Origin of the sequence: Streptomyces sp. NBC_01224, assembly GCF_036002945.1 — a bacterium.
Lineage (GTDB): Bacteria > Actinomycetota > Actinomycetes > Streptomycetales > Streptomycetaceae > Streptomyces.
The window spans coordinates 6,960,366-6,978,731 of record NZ_CP108529.1 but is presented as its reverse complement, the minus strand read 5'-3'; the positions used below and the strand labels follow the sequence as shown (position 1 = coordinate 6,978,731).

Below are 18,366 nucleotides of genomic sequence, written 5' to 3'. Positions count from 1 at the left end.
CTATGAGCACCGTGCTGTTGCTGTCGACCGCCGACACGGACCTCCTCGCCGCCCGCGCCTCCGGCGCGCCGTACCGGATCGGCAACCCCACCCGCGTCGACGTCCACGAGGAACTCCCCGCACTGATCGAGGGTTCCTCCGTCGCCGTCGTCCGCCTTCTCGGCGGCAAGCGCGCCTGGGAGGACGGGCTGGCCGTCCTCAAGGCATCCGGCATCCCCACCGTGCTGCTGGGCGGCGAGGCCGTGCCGGACGCGGAGCTGATGGCCGAGTCGTCCGTACCCGCCGGTGTCGTCGCCGAGGCGCTGCGCTACCTCGTGGAGGGCGGCCCCGGAAACCTCGTAGAACTGGCCCGCTTCCTCTCCGACACCGTCCTGCTGACCGGCCACGGCTTCGCCGAACCGCAGAAGATGCCCGAGTGGGGCCTGCACGGCAGCCGCTCGTTCGTCGAGGGCCGCCCGACCGTCGGCGTGCTCTTCTACCGGGCGCACCAGCTGTCCGGGAACACCTCGTTCGTTGACGTCCTCTGTGACGCGGTCGAGGCCCGTGGCGCCAACGCCCTTCCCGTGTACTGCGGTTCGCTGCGCGGCGCGGACGCCGGTCTCTACGAGCTGCTCGGCAGGGCCGACGCCCTGGTCGCCACGGTGCTCGCGGCAGGCGGCACCCGTGCGTCGGACGCCTCCGCCGGGGGCGACGACGAGGCCTGGGACATCGGCGCGCTCGCCGATCTGAACGTCCCTGTGCTGCAGGGCCTGTGCCTGACCTCCACGCGCGCCGCGTGGGACGCCTCCGACGCCGCGCTCTCCCCCATGGACGCCGCGATGCAGGTCGCGATCCCCGAGTTCGACGGCCGTCTGATCACCGTCCCGTTCTCCTTCAAGGAGGAGGGTCCCGACGACGTACCGGTGTACCGCGCCGACCCGGAACGGGCCGCGCGCGTCGCCGGAATCGCGGTCCGCCACGCCGTCCTGAAGCACAAGGCGAACGCCGAGAAGAAGCTCGCCCTCGTCTTCACCGCCTACCCGACCAAGCACTCGCGCGTCGGCAACGCCGTCGGTCTGGACACGCCCGCATCGGCGGTGCGGGTCCTGGACGCCCTGCGCGACGCCGGTTACGGAGTCGACGGACACCCCGACAACGGCGACGAGCTCATCCACCGACTCATCAACGCCGGTGGCCACGACGTGGAGTGGCTGACCGAGGAGCAGCTCGCGGCAGCGCCCGCGCGTGTGCCGCTCGCCGACTACCGGGCCTGGTTCGACAAGCTGGAACCGGAGCTGCGCGACTCGATGCTGGAGCACTGGGGCGAGCCGCCGGGTTCGCTGTACGTGGACGGGGACGACATCGTCCTCGCCTCGTTGCAGTTCGGGAACGTGGTGGTGCTGATCCAGCCACCACGCGGCTTCGGCGAGAACCCGATCGCGATCTACCACGACCCGGACATGCCGCCGTCGCACCACTACATGGCGACGTACCGCTGGCTGGAAAACTCCTTCGGTGCGGACGCCGTCGTCCACATGGGCAAGCACGGCACGATGGAGTGGTTGCCGGGCAAGGGCCTCGGCCTGTCCTCCGGTTGCGGCCCCGATGCCGTGCTCGGTGAACTGCCGCTGATCTATCCGTTCATCGTCAACGACCCGGGCGAGGGCACCCAGGCCAAGCGCCGTGGGCACGCCACGGTGGTGGACCATCTGGTGCCGCCGATGGCGCGCGCCGACACCTATGGCGACCTGGCCAAGCTGGAGCAGCTGCTCGACGAGTACGCGCTGGTCAGTGATCTCGACCCGACGAAGGCCCCATCGGTGCGGGCACAGATCTGGACGCTGGTGAAGGCCGCCGAGCTGCACCACGACCTCCATGTCGACGAACAGCCCGGCGACGACGACTTCGACTCGTTCGTCATGCACATCGACGGCTACCTCTGCGAGATCAAGGACGTCCAGATCCGGGACGGCCTGCACATCCTGGGCGGCGGCCCCGTCGACGAGGCGCGGGTCAACCTGGTGCTGGCCGTGCTGCGCGCCTCCCAGGTGTGGGGCGGAACGGCGAACGCACTCCCCGGGCTGCGGGCGTCGATCGCCGAGCACTTCGGGCTCAGCGAGAAGGAGTTGCTGGCCGAGCCGGGCGCCGCGGTGAAGGTGCCGGCCGAGCTGACCGAACTGGTCGACGGCCCGGCGCGCACCGGTGCGGACGCGATCGATCTGCTGGAGAAGCTGTGCCGCCGGCTCGCGGAGGGCATGGAGGAGCGCGGCTGGGACCTCGCGGCCGTGGCGGGGCTGGTACGGGACGTCCTCGGCTTCGAACTCCCGGACGCCGTGGCCGTGTTGGGCTTCGCGTGCGAGGAGGTCGTACCGCGGCTGGCCCGGACGACGGACGAGATCGACCACATCCTGCGGGCGCTGGACGGCGGCTTCGTACCGGCCGGCCCGTCCGGATCGCCCACGCGCGGGCTCGTCAATGTCCTGCCGACGGGCCGCAACTTCTACTCCGTGGACCCGAAGGCGATTCCGTCCCGGCTGTCGTGGGAGGTCGGCCAGTCCCTCGCGGACTCCCTGATCGCCCGGTACCTCGCCGACACGGGCGACTACCCGAAGTCGGTCGGCCTGACCGTGTGGGGCACCTCCGCCATGCGTACCCAGGGCGACGACATCGCGGAGATCCTTGCGCTGCTCGGCTGCCGGCCGGTGTGGGACGACGCGTCGCGGCGGGTGACCGGGTTCGAGGTCGTGCCCGTGATCGAGCTGGGGCGCCCGCGCATCGATGTGACCGTGCGGATCTCCGGGTTCTTCCGCGACGCGTTCCCGCATGTGGTGGGGCTGATCGACGATGCGGTACGGACGGTGGCGGAGCTGGACGAGCCGGCGGACGCCAACTACGTACGGGCGCACGCCGACGAGGACACGGCGGTCCACGGCGACCGGCGCCGGGCGACGGCACGCGTCTTCGGGTCGAAGCCGGGGGCGTACGGCGCGGGATTGCTGCCGCTGATCGACGCGCGGAACTGGCGGAGCGACGCGGATCTGGCCGAGGTGTACGCGGTGTGGGGCGGTTACGCCTACGGGCGCGGGCTCGACGGGCGGGCGGCGCGCGGGGACATGGAGACGGCATTCCGGCGGATCGCGGTCGCGGCGAAGAACGTGGACACCAGGGAACACGACCTGGTGGACGCCGACGACTACTTCCAGTACCACGGCGGCATGGTGGCCATGGTGCGCCATCTGACCGGCGAGTCGCCCGAGGCGTACGTCGGCGACAGCGCCACGCCGGACCAGGTGAAGACGCGAACGCTGGGCGAGGAGACGCACCGGGTGTTCCGGGCGCGGGTGGTGAATCCGCGGTGGATGGCTGCCATGCGGCGACACGGGTACAAGGGCGCCTTCGAGATGGCAGCGACCGTGGACTACCTCTTCGGCTACGACGCGACGGCCGGGGTCGTGGACGACTGGATGTACGAGAAGCTGTCGGCGGAGTACGTCTTCGACGAGACCAACCGGGACTTCATGAAGAAGTCCAACCCCTGGGCGCTGCGCGGGATTTCGGAGCGGCTGCTGGAGGCGGCCGAGCGGGGGCTGTGGGCGGAGCCGGACGCGGAGACGCTGGAGCGGCTGCGGGCCACGTATCTGGAGCTCGAGGGCGATCTGGAGGGGGACGAGTGAGCGGGGTGCGCACGCCCGCTGACCGGGGGATCCGCTCCCGGACCCCCGCTCCTCGAACGCCGGAGGGGCTGACATCACACCGTTCACCCAAGGAGGCATCGTGAGTACGCCGTACCCGTTCACCGCCATCGTCGGGCAGGACGATCTCCGGCTCGGGCTGCTGCTCAATGCCGTCTCGCCCGCCGTCGGCGGCGTGCTGGTGCGCGGCGAGAAGGGCACCGCCAAGTCCACCGCCGTGCGTGCGCTCGCCGCGCTCATGCCGGAGGTTCCCGTCGTCGCCGGGTGCCGGTTCTCGTGCGACCCGGCGTCGCCCGATCCGGCGTGTCCCGATGGCCCCCATGAGGCCGGGACCGGCGTGTCGCGGGATGCGCGAATGGTGGAGCTTCCGGTCGGTGCGTCCGAGGACCGGCTCGTCGGGGCGCTCGACATCGAGCGGGCGCTCGCCGAGGGCGTGAAGGCCTTTGAACCGGGGCTGCTCGCCGACGCCCATCGCGGGATTCTGTACGTCGACGAGGTCAATCTGCTCCACGACCACCTCGTGGACCTGCTGCTGGACGCGGCCGCCATGGGTGCTTCGTACGTGGAGCGCGAAGGCGTCTCCGTGCGGCATGCCGCGCGCTTCCTTCTCGTCGGGACGATGAACCCCGAAGAGGGCGAACTGCGGCCGCAGTTGCTCGACCGGTTCGGGCTGACCGTCGAGGTCGCCGCATCCCGCGAGACCGATCAGCGGGTCGAGGTCGTGCGGCGGCGTCTCGCGTACGACGACGATCCTGCGGGCTTCGCCGCCGAGTGGGCCGACGAGGAAGGCGCGTTGCGGGCCCGGATCGTTGCCGCGCGTGCACTGCTTCCCGAAGTGCGGCTCGGGGACGGGGCGTTGCGGCAGATCGCGGCCACCTGCGCGGCCTTCGAGGTCGACGGGATGCGCGCGGACATCGTGATGGCGCGGACGGCCGCCGCGCTGGCCGCGTGGGCGGGGCGTACGGATGTGCTCGCCGAGGATGTGCGACAGGCCGCTCTGCTCGCGCTCCCCCACCGGCGTCGGCGCAATCCCTTCGACGCGCCGGGCCTGGACGAGGACAAACTCGACGACACGCTGGAGCAGAACAGCGGCGAGGACGACGATCCGGACCCGGACGGCCCCGGTGGCGGCGGCCGGCCCCCTCAGGGCGACGGGCCCGACACACCGCCGCAGCCCGAGGGCGAGGCGGGCGACACGCCCGCGCAGACCGTTCCCGAGCAGGGGCAGGGGCAGGGGCAGCAGTCTTCCGGGGGCGGCGAGCAGCAGCCCGTACGCGCCGGCGAGCCGTTCCGTACGAAGATGCTGAGCGTGCCGGGTCTGGGCGAGGGCGCGGCGGGGCGGCGGTCCCGGGCGCGTACCGAGCACGGGCGTACGACGGGTGCGCGGCGCCCGCAGGGCGCCCTGACCAAACTGCACCTGGCCGCGACCGTGCAGGCCGCTGCCCCGCATCAGCGGGCGCGGGGGCGGTCGGGGCGGGGACTGGTGGTCCGGCGGGACGATCTGCGGCAGGCGACCCGGGAGGGACGGGAGGGAAACCTCGTTCTCTTCGTGGTGGATGCGTCCGGATCGATGGCTGCCCGGCAGCGGATGAGTGCTGTGAAGGGTGCGGTCCTCTCGCTGCTGCTGGACGCGTATCAGCGGCGGGACAAGGTCGGGCTGATCACCTTCCGGGGCAAGGACGCCGAGGTGGTGCTGCCGCCGACATCGTCGGTGGACGCCGCGGCGGCACGGCTGGAGATGCTGCCGACCGGTGGGCGTACCCCGGTCGCGGCGGGGCTGTTGAAGGCCCATGACGTGCTGCGGGTGGAGCGGCTGCGTGATCCGTCGCGGCGGCCGTTGCTGGTCGTGGTGACCGACGGGCGGGCGACCGGGGGGCCCGAGCCGGTGGCGCTGGCGTCGCGGGCGGCGCGGCTGCACGAGGTCGAGGGCACCGCGTCCGTCGTCGTGGACTGCGAGTCGGGGCCCGTACGGCTCGGTCTCGCGGGAAGCCTCGCACGCGATCTGGGGGGCACCGCTGTCACGCTCGACGACCTGCGGGCCGACTCGATCGCCGGGCTCGTCAAGGACGTTCAGGGAACCAGCAGGAGGGCCGCGTAATGCCGCAGGGACAGCCGACCACCGTGCCGGACGACGGGCTCACCACCCGTCAGCGCCGCAACCGCCCGCTGCTGGTGGTGCACACCGGCATCGGGAAGGGAAAGTCGACAGCGGCTTTCGGGCTCGCGCTGCGCGCCTGGAATCAGGGGTGGCCCATCGGGGTCTTCCAGTTCGTCAAGTCGGCGAAGTGGAAGGTCGGCGAGGAGAACGCCCTGAAGGTCCTCGGAGCCAGTGGCGAGGGCGGGTCCGTCGCCTGGCACAAGATGGGCGAGGGCTGGTCGTGGGTGCAGCGCGACAAGCAGCTGAACAACGAGGAGGCGGCGCGCGAGGGCTGGGAGCAGGTCAAGCGCGACCTGACCGCCGAGACGTACCGGCTGTACGTCCTCGACGAGTTCGCGTACCCGATGCACTGGGGCTGGGTCGACACCGACGAGGTGATCGAGGTGCTGCGGAGCCGTCCCGGTACGCAGCATGTGGTCATCACCGGGCGCAACGCGCCTCAGAAGCTGGTGGAGGCCGCCGACCTGGTGACCGACATGTCGAAGGTCAAGCACCCGATGGACGCCGGTCAGAAGGGCCAGCGGGGCATCGAATGGTGAGGGGTCCGCGGTGAACGTTCCGCGTCTGGTGATCGCCGCGCCCTCGTCGGGGAGCGGCAAGACGACCGTGGCCACGGGGCTGATGGCGGCCTTCGCGGGGCGGGGACTTGCCGTGTCCGCGCACAAGGCCGGGCCCGACTACATCGATCCCGGCTACCACACGCTGGCCACGGGACGGCCGGGGCGCAATCTCGACGCGTACATGTGCGGTCCCGAGCTGGTCGCTCCGCTGTTCGCGCATGGGGCGCGCGGCTGCGATCTGGCGGTCGTCGAGGGCGTGATGGGGCTGTACGACGGGGCGTCGGGGCGGGGCGAGCTGGCGTCGACCGCTCAGGTCGCGAAGCTGCTGCGGGCACCTGTGGTGCTGGTGGTCGACGCGTCGTCGCAGTCGCGGTCCGTGGCCGCGCTGGTGCACGGCTTCGCTTCGTGGGATCCGCAGGTGCGGATCGGTGGCGTGATTCTGAACAAGGTCGGCTCCCAGCGGCACGAGGTGCTGTTGCGGGAGGCGTTGGACGAGTCGGGTGTGCCGGTGCTGGGGGTGTTGCGGCGGGCCGAGCAGGTGGCTGTGCCGTCGCGGCATCTGGGGTTGGTGCCGGTGGCGGAGCGGCGGGGCGATGCGGTGGGCGCTGTCGCGGCGATGGCTGATCGGGTGCGGGCGGGGTGTGACCTGGACGCGGTCATGGCGCTGGCGCGGTCTGCGCCTGAGGTGCCGGGTGAGGTGTGGGATGCGGTGGGCGCGGTGGGCGCCCCCGGCGGGGCTGTTCCCCTGCCCGCCCCTTCTGGCAACCGGGTAGCCGTTGCATCCGGGGCAGCGTTCACCTTCTCCTACGCCGAGCACACCGAGCTGCTGGCCGCCGCCGGGGCCGAAGTCGTGCCGTTCGATCCGTTGCGGGACGAGGCGTTGCCCGAGGGCACTCGGGGGCTGGTCATCGGCGGCGGATTTCCGGAGGTGTACGCGTCGGAGCTGTCCGCCAACGCGGCACTGCGCAAGGCCGTTGTCGAACTGGTGGAGTCCGGGGCTCCGGTGGCTGCCGAGTGTGCGGGGCTGCTCTATCTGGCGCGTTCGCTCGACGGGCTGCCGATGTGCGGGGTCCTCGGTGCCGAGGGGCGGATGTCCGAGCGGCTGACGCTCGGCTACCGGGAGGCCGTGGCGGTCTCCGACAGTGTGCTGGCGGCGCCCGGGACGCGGGTGCGCGGGCACGAGTTCCACCGGACCGTTCTGGAGCCGGGCGCCGGGGCCGAACCGGCGTGGGGTCTGCATCAGCCGGAGCGCCGCGTGGAGGGGTTCGTACAGCAGGGCGTGCACGCGAGTTATCTGCATACGCATTGGGCTTCGGCGCCCGGTATGGCCCGCCGATTCGTTGAGAGGTGCAAGGGATGAACCACGGTCACGGTACGAGCAGGCTGGTCGGCGTCGGTGTCGGGCCCGGTGACCCGGAGCTGGTGACCGTCAAGGGCGTGAACGCGCTGCGTGGTGCCGCGGTCGTCGTCGTACCGGTGATGGACACCGGTGAGCGGGGGCGGGCCGAGGCGACCGTCCTGCATTACGTGGCGGCCGACAAGGTCGTACGTGTGGTGTTCGCGCTGAATGAGCGGACGGACCGGGCGCGCCGGGAAGCGGCGTGGGACGCGGCGGGTGAGCGGGTCGCGGAGCTGCTGCGTACGCATGGTTCGGTGGCGTTCGCGACGATCGGCGACCCCAATGTGTACTCGACGTTCACGTATCTCGCGCACACGATAGGTGAGCTGCTGCCGGGTACGGCCGTGGAGACCGTTCCGGGGATCACGGCCATGCAGGATCTGGCCGCCCGCAGCGGTGCGGTGCTGACGGAGGGCACGGAGCCGTTGACGCTGGTACCGGTGACCGCCGGGGCCGCGGTGCTCAAGGAGGCTCTGGAAGGTCCCGGGACGGTCGTCGCGTACAAGTTCGGGCGGCTGGCGGCCGAGGTGGCCACGGCGCTGCGGGAGACGGGACGTACCGAGGACGCGGTGTGGGGTTCGGCGCTCGGGCTGCCCGAGGAGTCGATCCGGCCGGCGGCGGAGCTGGCCGAGGGGCCGTTGCCGTATCTGTCGACGCTGATCGCGCCCGCGCCGCGCGACGGCGGGCGGGGCGGGAAATTGTGAGGCGCCCGGGTGCGGCCCGGTGGTCAGTCCGCGATGCCCACCACCAGCCAGATGAAACCCACCCCGGCCACCGTGCACAGCAGCGTGGAGCGGGCCGGGTGTTCGTGGTGTGCCTCGGGCAGGATCTCGGCGGCGGCCAGGTACAGCAGCGCGCCGCCGAAGAAGCCGAGATAGCAGCCGAGCGGTTCCTCCGGAAGGGTGAACAGCAGTGTCGTCGCCGCGCCCACGAGCGGGGCCACGGCGTCCGCGAACAGCATGAGCACGGCCTTGCGGCGGGCGTTCCCGTACAGGCTGGTGATCGTGTAGGTGTTGAAGCCGTCGGCGAAGTCGTGCGTGATGACGGCGAGGGCGACGGCGGCTCCCATGCCGACGCCCACCTGGAAGGCCGCGCCGAGCGCGACACCGTCCATCAGGCTGTGGCCGACCATCGCCGCCGCTGCCGTGAGTCCGACCTGCGGCACCCGCTCCTCGCCCGCGCCGTGTGCCGCCTGGCGTACGGCGAGCAGACGCTCCACCAGGTGGGCGACCAGGAAGCCGCCCACGAACAGCAGCAGGGCCGCCGGGACGCCGAAGACCGGATCGCCCGCGGCGTCGATCGCCTCCGGCAGCAGGTCCAGGCCGACCACGCCGAGCATCAGTCCGCCGGCGAAGCCGAGCACCAGGTGGCGGCGGTCGGTGACGCGTTGGGCGACCCAGCCGCCGGCCAGGGTCATCAGGAACGCGCCGAGCGCCACGAACACCGCCATGCGCTCTTGCTAGCCGATTGACCCCGGTGCGCGCATCTCACCGCGCCCTGCCGTCCGTCCCACCCTTCTGTCCAGTTTTCCCGTTTCCCGAAAGGACCCCGTCCCATGTCCGAAGCAGTCGACGCAGCCGGCACGGTCGCCGCGCCCACCCACGGCAAAGTGACGTTCGTCGGTGCCGGCCCCGGCGCCGCCGATCTGCTGACTTTCCGGGCGGCGCGGGCCATCGCGGATGCCGACATCGTCATCTGGGCAGCGAGCCTGGTGCAGGCGGAGGTTCTCGAGCATGCCCGGGAGGGCGCGGAGATCCTCGACTCGGCGCAGATGTCGCTGGAACAGGTCGTCGCCGTGTACGAACGCGCGGCCGCCGAGGGGCTGAAGGTGGCCCGTATCCACTCCGGCGACCCGGCGCTGTGGGGCGGCACGCAGGAGCAGGTCGACCGGTGTGCCGGGCTGGGGGTCGCGGTCGAGATCGTGCCGGGGGTGTCGTCGTTCTCGGCCGTCGCCGCGATCGCGCAGCGGGAGCTGACGATTCCGGAGGTCGCGCAGTCCGTGATCCTGACCCGTCTCGGTGGCGGCAAGACGCCGATGCCGCCGGGCGAGGAGGTACGGGAATTCGCGCGCCACGGCACGACGATGGCGCTGTTCCTGTCGGCTGCCCGGTCCGGGCAGCTCACCCAGGAGCTGCTGGAGGGCGGCTATCCGACGTCGACGCCGGTCGTGATCGCGTACCAGGCGACCTGGCCGGAGGAGCTGATCCTGCACTGCACGATCGAGACCCTGGAGGAGACGGTCAAGGAGCACAAGCTCTGGAAGCACACCCTCTTCCTGGTCGGCCCGGCGCTTTCGGCTTCGGGGACACGTTCGCACCTCTACCACCCGGGGCACTTCCACGGTTTCCGCAAGGCCGACAAGGCGGCGCGGGCCGAACTGCGCGCCCAGCGGTCCGGCTCATGATCCGAGTCTTCGGCACGGGGACGGGCGAGCCGCTCGGTCCCGAGGCCCAGGAAGCGCTGGCCGTGGCCACGTTGGTGGTCGGCGCCCGGCGTCATCTGGAAGCCGCGGGGCCGCCGGAGCAGGCCGAGCGCATCGTGCTCGGTCCGCTGGCGCCGGCGCTCGACCGGATCGCGGAGCAGGCGCACGGGGGCGGGGCGCGGGTGGTCGTGCTGGCCTCCGGCGACCCCGGATTCTTCGGGATCGTACGGGCGCTGGCCGAGCGTTTCGGGGCGGGTGCGCTCGATGTGCGGCCGGGTTCGCCTTCCGTCGCGGTCGCGTTCGCCCGGCTCGGGCTGGCGTGGGACGACGCGGTCGTGGTCAGTGCGCACGGCCGCGACGCGCGTACCGCGGTGAACGCGTGTCTGGCGCACCCGAAGGTGGCCGTCCTGACCGGGCCCGGCGCCGGGCCCGCGGAGCTGGCGGCCGGGCTGGTGCACGGAGCCGAGGCGCGCACCCTGGTCGTGGCGACGGCGCTCGGCGATCCGGAGCGGGAGCGCATCGAGCGGCTGACCCCTGCCGAGGCGGTGGCCCGCGACTGGCCGGATCCGGTGAGTGTGGTGCTGTGTCTGGACGAGTCCCGGGTGCTCTCCCCGGTGCGGACCGTCGCGGGGCCGTCCGCCGGGCCCGGCCGGTGGGCGCTGGACGAGACGGAGTTCGAGCACCGTGACTCGATGATCACCAAGTTCGAGGTGCGGGCGCTGGCGCTGGCCCGGCTGGGACCCCGCACCGGTGACCTGGTGTGGGACATCGGTGCGGGTTCGGGTTCGGTCGCGGTGGAGTGCGCGCGGCTCGGCGCGGCCGCCGTCGCCGTGGAGAAGACCTCGGACGGGGTCGAGCGGATCAGGGCGAACGCGGCCGCGCACGCGGTGTATGTGCACGCGGTGCACGGCTCCGCGCCCGCCGTGCTCGACGGCCTGGGCGACCCGGACGCGGTCTTCATCGGAGGCGGCGGGCGTGAGCTGCCCGCCATCGTGACGGCGTGCGCCCGGCGGGCGCGGCGCTCGGTGGTGGTGGCGCTGGCGGCGCTGGACCGGGTGCCGGAGGTCCGTGCGGCGCTGGCCGGTGCCGGGCTCGTGCCCGAGGGCGTGCTGCTGCAGTCCTCCCGGCTGGCGCCGCTGCCCGGTGAGGTGACGCGGCTCGCCGCGACCAACCCGGTCTTTCTGCTGTGGGGCACCCGCCCCGCGGTCCGTGCAAGTGAAGGAGCAACCCAGTGATCGGCCTGATCTCCGCCACGGCGGCGGGCACCGTCGCCCGCGACCGGCTGGCCGCGGCCTGGCCCGGCCGCACCGTGGTCTACGAGGGACCGGTGCGCGAGGCCGTGCAGCGGGCGTTCGCCGAGTGCGAGCAGCTGGTGTGTTTCCTGGCGACGGGGGCCGTGGTGCGGCTGCTCGCGCCGCTGCTGTCGGACAAGTCCTCGGACCCGGGTGTCGTCTGTGTCGACGAGGCGGGTCGCCATGCGGTGGCGCTGCTCGGCGGGCACGGTGGCGGGGCGAACGCCCTGGCCGGGGCGGTCGGTGAGGTGCTGGGCGCGGCGCCGGTCGTGACTACGGCGACGGACGCGGTGGGGGTGCCGGGGCTGGACATGCTGGGCCTCCCCGTGGAGGGCGACGTGGCGGGGGTGTCGCGCGCGATGCTCGACGGGGCGGGGGTGGAGCTGCGGGCGGATGCGGTGTGGCCGTTGCCGCCGTTGCCGCCGAACATGGCCGCCGGTGCCGGGGGTGCTGCGGTGCTGCATGTCACCGACCGGATCGTTGAACTCGGTTCGCAGGCCGCCGTGTTGCGGCCCGCGTCGCTCGCTGTCGGGGTCGGCGCGTCCAAGGGCGCGCCGGTCGAGGAGGTCGTCGGGCTGATCCGGGACGCCCTGCACGAGGCCGGGCTGTCGCCGCTGAGCATCGTGGAGTTGGTGACGGTCGACGCGAAGGCGGACGAGCCGGGGATCGTCGCCGCGGCCTCGCAGCTCGGCGTACCGCTGCGGACGTACGCTGCCGAGGAGTTGGCCGGTATCGAGGTGCCCAATCCGTCCGGCGCGCCGCTCGCCGCCGTCGGTACGCCCTCCGTCGCGGAGGCCGCCGCGCTCGCCGCGGGGGGTGAACTCCTCGTACCGAAGCGGAAGTCGAACCCTGTGGGACGGGCCGCGATGGCCACCTGTGCGGTGGTTCGCCGCAGCCCGCGCGGGCGCCTGGCCGTCGTCGGGCTCGGCCCGGGTGCGCGCGATCTGCTGACCCCGCGGGCCCGCGAGGAGCTGCGGCGGGCCTCGGTGCTGGTCGGGCTCGATCAGTACGTCGACCAGATCAGGGACCTGCTGCGGCCCGGCACCACCATCCTGGAGTCGGGGCTCGGCGCCGAGGAGGAGCGGGCGCGTACGGCGGTCGCCGAGGCGCGCAAGGGGCATGCGGTGGCGCTGATCGGCAGCGGTGACGCGGGCGTGTACGCGATGGCCTCGCCCGCGCTCGCCGAGGCCGGCGCCGATATCGATGTGGTGGGCGTGCCGGGGGTGACGGCCGCGCTGGCGGCTGCCGCGATCCTGGGCGCCCCGCTGGGCCACGACCATGTATCGATCAGCCTCTCCGATCTGCACACTCCGTGGGAGGTCATCGAGCGCCGGGTACGGGCCGCGGCCGAGGCCGACATCATCGTGACGTTCTACAACCCGCGCAGTCGGGGCCGCGACTGGCAGCTCCCGAAGGCCCTGTCGATCCTGTCCGAGCACCGGGAACCGGCGACACCGGTCGGTGTCGTGCGCAATGCCTCGCGCCCCGACGAGAGCAGCCGGGTGACATCGCTCGCCGGTCTGGACCCGGCGACGGTGGACATGATGACGGTCGTGACGGTCGGCAACACGGCCACCCGGGAGATCGCGGGCCGCATGGTGACACCGCGCGGCTACCGATGGCAGTCGGCCACCACGGCCCCGGCACAGGAGGGAGCCGAGTGAACCGGCCCTGGGAGAGAACCGTTCACCCCATCGAGCAGGAGTCGTTCCGGCGGCTGCGCGCCCGCCTGGACACCTCGCACTTCGCACCGCTGACCCGGGCCGTCGTGGAGCGGGTCATCCACTCCGCGGCGGATCTGGAGTACGCGACGGACCTGGTCTGCGACGAGGAATCGCTCGTCGTCGCACATGCGGCACTGCACGCCGGTACGCCGGTCGTCACCGATGTCGAGATGGTCGCGGCCGGCATCACCCGCCGCGAGACCGTGTGCCGTCTGAAGGAGGCCAGGTCGGGTCCCGGGCTGACCCGTTCGGCACATGCGATCCGGCTCGCGTACGAGCGGGTCGGACCCGGCGCGATCTGGGTGATCGGCAATGCGCCGACCGCGCTGGAGGAGCTGCTCGTCCTCGATGCCGCGCCCGCGCTCGTCATCGGGCTTCCGGTCGGTTTCGTCGGCGCGACCGAGTCGAAGGCGGCGCTGCGCGAGAGCGGTCTGCCCGCCGTGAGCAATGTGTCCGAGAAGGGTGGCTCGGCGGTCGCGGCCGCCGCTCTCAACGCCCTGCTGTACCACCCCGTACCCCCCACGCACACCGAGGAGAACCTGTGACCACCGCGTCCACCCAGCCCGCACTGCTCATCGCCGGTCACGGCACCAGGGACGAGGGCGGGGCCGCGGCGTTCCGTGACTTCGTGACCGAACTGGGCGAGCGCCACCCCGAACTGCCGGTCGCGGGCGGCTTCATCGAGCTGTCCCCGCCGCCGCTCGGCGACGCCGTGACCGAGCTCGTCGAGCGCGGTGTGCAGCGCTTCGCCGCCGTGCCGCTGATGCTGGTGTCGGCCGGGCACGCCAAGGGGGACATTCCGGCGGCGCTGGCCCGTGAGAAGGAGCGCCACCCAGGCATCTCGTACACCTACGGCCGTCCGCTCGGCCCGCACCCGGCGCTGCTGAAGGTGCTGGAGCGCCGGGTCGACGCGGTGCTGGGCGACACCGACCGGTCCGAGGTGACGGTGCTGCTGGTCGGGCGCGGTTCGACCGACCCGGACGCCAACGCCGAGGTGTACAAGGCGGCGCGGCTGTTCTGGGAGGGCCGTGGTTACGCGGGGGTGGAGACGGCGTTCGTCTCGCTCGCGGCGCCGGACGTGCCGTCCGGTCTCGACCGTTGCGTGAAGCTGGGTGCCGGGCGCATAGTCGTTCTGCCGTACTTCCTCTTCACCGGCATCCTGCCGGACCGGGTGCGTCATCAGACCGAGGAGTGGGCCGCCGCCCACCCGGAGCTCGATGTCCGCTCGGCCGAAGTCATCGGTGCGGCCGAGGAATTGTACGACCTGGTCATGGAGCGCTACCGGGAGGCCGTCAAGGGCGATCTGCGGATGAACTGCGACTCATGCGTGTACCGGATCGCGCTGCCGGGCTTCGAGGACAAGGTGGGGCTGCCGCAGCAGCCGCACTTCCACCCCGACGACGACGGCCATCATCACCACCACCCCCACGGCGGTCATGCACACTCCCACTGAAAGACCCGACGCGACAGGCGCGGGCACGCACGATCTGCGGCACCACGGTGACGCGGAAGTACGGGGCCGGGATCTGACCGATCTCGCCGTCAACGTACGGGCCGATACGCCCCCGGCCTGGCTGAAGGCGCGGATAGCCGCGTCGCTGGGCACGCTCGCCGCGTACCCGGACGGCCGTCCGGCGCGGGCGGCGGTCGCGGCCCGGCACGGGCTGCCGGTGGAGCGCGTGCTGCTGACGGCGGGTGCGGCAGAGGCTTTCGTGCTGATCGCACGGGCGCTGCCGGCCTGCCGCCCGGTCGTGATCCATCCGCAGTTCACCGAGCCCGAGTCGGCGCTGCGTGCGGCCGGGCACGAGGTGCGGCGGGTACTGCTGTCGGCCGAGGACGATTTCCGGCTGGACCCGGCGGCGGTGCCCGAGGACGCGGACCTGGTGGTGGTCGGCAATCCGACCAACCCCACATCGGTCCAGCATCCGGCGGCCGTGCTGGAGAAACTGGCGCGCCCCGGACGGACGTTGGTGGTCGACGAGGCGTTCATGGACGCGGTGCCGGGCGAGCGCGAGGCGCTGTGCGGGCGTACGGACGTCCCGGGGCTCGTGGTGCTGCGCAGCCTCACCAAGACCTGGGGGCTCGCGGGGCTGCGGATCGGTTACGCAGTGGCCGCCCCGGAGACGATCCGCGCGCTGGAGGAGGCTCAGCCGCTGTGGCCGGTGTCGTCCCCGGCGCTGGCGGCGGCCGAGGCGTGCATGGAGCCGCGGGCCCTGGCCGAGGCGGCTGCCGCGGCGGAGCGGATCGCGGTGGACCGGGACCATCTGGTCGCGGGGCTCAGGGAGTTCACCGAAGTGCGGGTGGTGGAACCGGCCGAGGGATCGTTCGTCCTGGTGCGACTGGAGGGTGCCGCCGAGGTACGGGAGCGGTTGCGGGCGCTGGGCTTCGCGGCGCGGCGTGGAGATACGTTTCCGGGGCTCGGTACGCAGTGGCTGCGGCTGGCGGTACGCGACCGTACGACGACCAACCGCTTCCTGCAGGCACTCGACCAGGCGTTGCAGACGCTGACCGCCGTCACACGCTGACGGGACGGCCACGCTCCGTCCCACGCCGATGGGGAGCGGCATTCCTCACGCTCACGGGGAGCGGCGTTCCGTCACGCGAACGCCGCTCCCCGCTCCCCTCCTGACCTACGACTGCCCCCCTCGGGCCTTGGTCGAGGGGTCAGTCCTGGGCGCGGCGCCTGGCCACGACCATCGCCCCGGCGCCCACCGCCAGCAGCACGGCCGCGCCGCCCGCGATGTACGGGGTCGTGGAGCTGCCGCCCGTCTCCGCGAGGTTGGAGTCGACGGCCGGGGCGTGGCCGGTGCCGGTCTGGGGCTTCACATCGCCGCCGTCGCCGCCCGTACCCCCGGACGTGCTGCCACCGCTGCCCGAGGTGCCTGCGCCACTCGTCCCGCCGTTGCCGGAACCGCCGTCGCTGGAACCGCCACCGCTGGAACCGCCGTTGCTGGAGCCCCCGTTGCCGGAACCGCCGTTGCCGCCGCCTCCGGTCGACTTCGGCGTCTCACAGGTCGCCTCGGCGAGCGTGACCTCACCCTGCACATCGGCGACATTCAGCTTGAGCGGGTTGACCGAGACCTTCAGCTGAAGCGCGGCCGCCGCTGCGGTGCGCGAGGTGGTGTGCGTCTTCGACAGGTCGAGGGTCACCTCACCGACGCCCGGCACCTTCAACTGCGTTGTACCGCCCGCGGTGAGGGTGATCCGCTTGCCGAGGACCGACACATGCCCCAGCACGTTCGACTCGGCGACCGGCTTCCTGCCCACCTCGCAGACCGCCTTGGAGGTGACCTTCTCGACCTCGATCAGCGAGAGCAGCGGCAGTCCGGGCACATGGACCCGGGCCTTCGCGAGATTGCTGTAGCCCTCGGCCCTGTGCTTGCCGACGGTCGCCCTGGCGGTGGCCACATCGGCGCTCAGCACACTGAACGGCTGTCCGTGGTCCACCCCGTCGAGCCGCACGCTCAGCGCGGTCTTGTCGGCGCTGGCGGGTGCCTGCACTTCATTGAGCGTGACCTTGAGCGGCACATCGATCGTCTTGTTCAGGAGCGAGACGTCGAGTGCGGTACGGAGCACGACCGCGCTCGCCTTCCCGTCGCCGGTGGTCGTGGTGGTCGCGGTGGCGGCCTGCGCCGGGACGGCGACCAGCAGGGCGACGGGAGCGGCGGCGACCGCCAGGGCGGCCAGGCGGAAGGTGTTGCTGTTCAAGATGGTGGAACCCCCACAAGAGACATGGAGCCACCGGCGCCGTCCAATGGGGGACATCGCGGGCACCGGTGACCTCGACCCCGAAAGCTTTACGCACGGAGGGTGAACTGGCAGACACCTGACGTGAGTTCACTCCAAAGGGGGGTTTTCGCGTCTGTATTCGAATATCTCGGTACGTTCGTTCCTCGGGGTCACCCGATCCACTGAGCGCGGACGGCGCGGAGACCGAGTGCGCCGGGGTGCGCGCAAGAGTGTTTCAACGACACGGCAAGGCCTCGGTAACCGCCTGTCAACATGGCACACCCCGGTCGGGAGGCGGCTCCGTGAGCCGTCCCTCAGCCGATCACCCGCCCGTTCAGCACCACGCGTCGCGGCGCCGCCAACACCCGTACGTCCGCCCGCGGGTCCTCGTCGTACACCACCAGGTCCGCCGGTGCGCCCTCCTCCAGCACCGGCCGCCCGAGCCACCGACGCGCACCCCAGGTCGTCGCGGACAGCGCGTCCAGGGCCGGGATGCCCGCCTTCACCAGCTCGGCGACCTCGTCCGCCACCAGCCCGTGGGCGAGCACCCCGCCCGCGTCGGTGCCGACGAAGACCGGGATCCCGGCGTCGTACGCGGCGCGCACGGTGTCGTAACGCCGCTCGTGCAGCCGTCGCATATGGGCGGACCAGCGGGGGAACTTGGCGTCGCCGCCCGCCGCGAGCGAGGGGAACGTGGCGATGTTGACCAGCGTGGGGACGATCGCGACACCGCGCTCGGCGAAGAGCGGAATGGTGTCCTCGGTCAGCCCGGTGGCGTGCTCGATGCAGTCGATGCCGGCCTCGACGAGATCGCGCAGCGAGTCCTCGGCGAAGCAGTGCGCGGTGACCCGGGCTCCGAGCCGGTGGGCCTCGGCGATGGCCGCCCCGACCGCCTCGCGCGGCCAGAGGGCGGTCAGATCGCCCACCTCCCGGTCGATCCAGTCGCCGACCAGCTTCACCCAGCCGTCGCCGCGGCGCGCCTCCTGGGCGACGTACGCGACCAGCTCGTCCGGCTCGATCTCGTAGGCGTAGTTCCGGGTGTACCTGCGGGGCCTGGCGATATGGCGGCCGGCCCTGATGATCTTCGGCAGGTCCTCGCGGTCGTCGATCCACCGGGTGTCGGACGGCGAACCCGCGTCCCGCAGCAGCAGCGCGCCCGCATCCCGGTCGGCGATGGCCTGCTTCTCGCTGGTCGCCGCGTCGACGGCGCCGTGATGGTCGAGCCCGACATGACAGTGGGCGTCGACCAGCCCCGGCAGCACCCAGCCGGTGACGGTCACCGCCTCGTCCGCACCGGCCGGCCTCCCGTACGAGATCCGTCCGTCGACGACCCAGAGCTCGTCGCGGACGTCCTCCGGTCCGACGAGCACCCGCCCCTTCACGTGCAGCACCTGCGGTGCCCTGTGATCAC

The 18,366-nt window shown here is 72.3% G+C and carries 14 protein-coding genes; 11 read left to right on the top strand and 3 right to left on the bottom strand.

Annotation, left to right across the window (positions count from 1 at the left end):
- The first annotated feature begins 2 nt into the window (after positions 1 to 2).
- The 5 genes from cobN to cobI all read left to right on the top strand — a co-directional run bounded on the left by cobN (position 3) and on the right by cobI (position 8,492).
- Positions 3 to 3,653, top strand: coding sequence for a cobaltochelatase subunit CobN (gene cobN, locus OG609_RS31420; protein ID WP_327278248.1), 3,651 nt, complete (start codon positions 3 to 5; stop codon positions 3,651 to 3,653).
- A gap of 100 nt (positions 3,654 to 3,753) precedes the next feature.
- Positions 3,754 to 5,769: a putative cobaltochelatase gene (locus OG609_RS31415; RefSeq protein ID WP_327275924.1), complete on the top strand. Its 2,016-nt coding sequence runs from the start codon at positions 3,754 to 3,756 to the stop codon at positions 5,767 to 5,769.
- On the top strand, positions 5,769 to 6,368 hold the full coding sequence (gene cobO, locus OG609_RS31410) for a cob(I)yrinic acid a,c-diamide adenosyltransferase (RefSeq protein ID WP_327275923.1): 600 nt from the start codon (positions 5,769 to 5,771) through the stop codon (positions 6,366 to 6,368). Before OG609_RS31415 ends, cobO begins: the two co-directional genes overlap by 1 nt.
- A gap of 10 nt (positions 6,369 to 6,378) precedes the next feature.
- Positions 6,379 to 7,749, top strand: coding sequence for a cobyrinate a,c-diamide synthase (locus tag OG609_RS31405; protein WP_327275922.1), 1,371 nt, complete (start codon positions 6,379 to 6,381; stop codon positions 7,747 to 7,749).
- Positions 7,746 to 8,492: a precorrin-2 C(20)-methyltransferase gene (gene cobI / locus OG609_RS31400; protein WP_266362423.1), complete on the top strand. Its 747-nt coding sequence runs from the start codon at positions 7,746 to 7,748 to the stop codon at positions 8,490 to 8,492. Before OG609_RS31405 ends, cobI begins: the two co-directional genes overlap by 4 nt.
- Before the next feature lie 23 nt (positions 8,493 to 8,515).
- Here the strand turns inward: cobI and OG609_RS31395 are convergent, their stop codons facing one another.
- Positions 8,516 to 9,238: a ZIP family metal transporter gene (locus tag OG609_RS31395; protein ID WP_327275921.1), complete on the bottom strand. Its 723-nt coding sequence runs from the start codon at positions 9,236 to 9,238 to the stop codon at positions 8,516 to 8,518.
- 105 nt (positions 9,239 to 9,343) lie between these two features.
- Between OG609_RS31395 and cobM the strand changes: the two genes are divergently transcribed.
- From cobM to cobC, 6 genes are read left to right on the top strand one after another with little or no spacing between them, the layout of a single operon-like run.
- Positions 9,344 to 10,192 carry a precorrin-4 C(11)-methyltransferase gene (cobM, locus tag OG609_RS31390; RefSeq protein ID WP_327275920.1) on the top strand — a complete coding sequence of 283 codons (849 nt, stop codon included), beginning with the start codon at positions 9,344 to 9,346 and terminating at the stop codon, positions 10,190 to 10,192.
- A complete protein-coding gene (gene cbiE / locus OG609_RS31385; protein ID WP_327275919.1) occupies positions 10,189 to 11,445 on the top strand; it encodes a precorrin-6y C5,15-methyltransferase (decarboxylating) subunit CbiE in 1,257 nt (418 codons plus the stop codon). The genes cobM and cbiE overlap by 4 nt, the downstream gene beginning before the upstream one ends.
- A complete protein-coding gene (gene cobJ / locus OG609_RS31380) occupies positions 11,442 to 13,166 on the top strand; it encodes a precorrin-3B C(17)-methyltransferase (protein ID WP_327275918.1) in 1,725 nt (574 codons plus the stop codon). Before cbiE ends, cobJ begins: the two co-directional genes overlap by 4 nt.
- Positions 13,163 to 13,771: a precorrin-8X methylmutase gene (locus OG609_RS31375; RefSeq protein WP_327275917.1), complete on the top strand. Its 609-nt coding sequence runs from the start codon at positions 13,163 to 13,165 to the stop codon at positions 13,769 to 13,771. The genes cobJ and OG609_RS31375 overlap by 4 nt, the downstream gene beginning before the upstream one ends.
- Complete coding sequence (locus OG609_RS31370) at positions 13,768 to 14,679, top strand: sirohydrochlorin chelatase (protein WP_327275916.1); 912 nt, start codon at positions 13,768 to 13,770, stop codon at positions 14,677 to 14,679. Before OG609_RS31375 ends, OG609_RS31370 begins: the two co-directional genes overlap by 4 nt.
- Positions 14,663 to 15,751 (top strand): Rv2231c family pyridoxal phosphate-dependent protein CobC, encoded by a 1,089-nt coding sequence (gene cobC, locus OG609_RS31365; RefSeq protein ID WP_327275915.1) that lies wholly within the window; start codon positions 14,663 to 14,665, stop codon positions 15,749 to 15,751. Before OG609_RS31370 ends, cobC begins: the two co-directional genes overlap by 17 nt.
- A gap of 139 nt (positions 15,752 to 15,890) precedes the next feature.
- Here the strand turns inward: cobC and OG609_RS31360 are convergent, their stop codons facing one another.
- Both OG609_RS31360 and OG609_RS31355 read right to left on the bottom strand, forming a co-directional pair.
- Positions 15,891 to 16,934: an SCO1860 family LAETG-anchored protein gene (locus tag OG609_RS31360; protein WP_327275914.1), complete on the bottom strand. Its 1,044-nt coding sequence runs from the start codon at positions 16,932 to 16,934 to the stop codon at positions 15,891 to 15,893.
- Positions 16,935 to 17,269: 335 nt separating this feature from the next.
- Positions 17,270 to 18,346, bottom strand: a complete 1,077-nt coding sequence (locus OG609_RS31355) for an amidohydrolase family protein (RefSeq protein WP_327278247.1) — start codon at positions 18,344 to 18,346, stop codon at positions 17,270 to 17,272.
- Between the last annotated feature and the right edge of the window lie 20 nt (positions 18,347 to 18,366).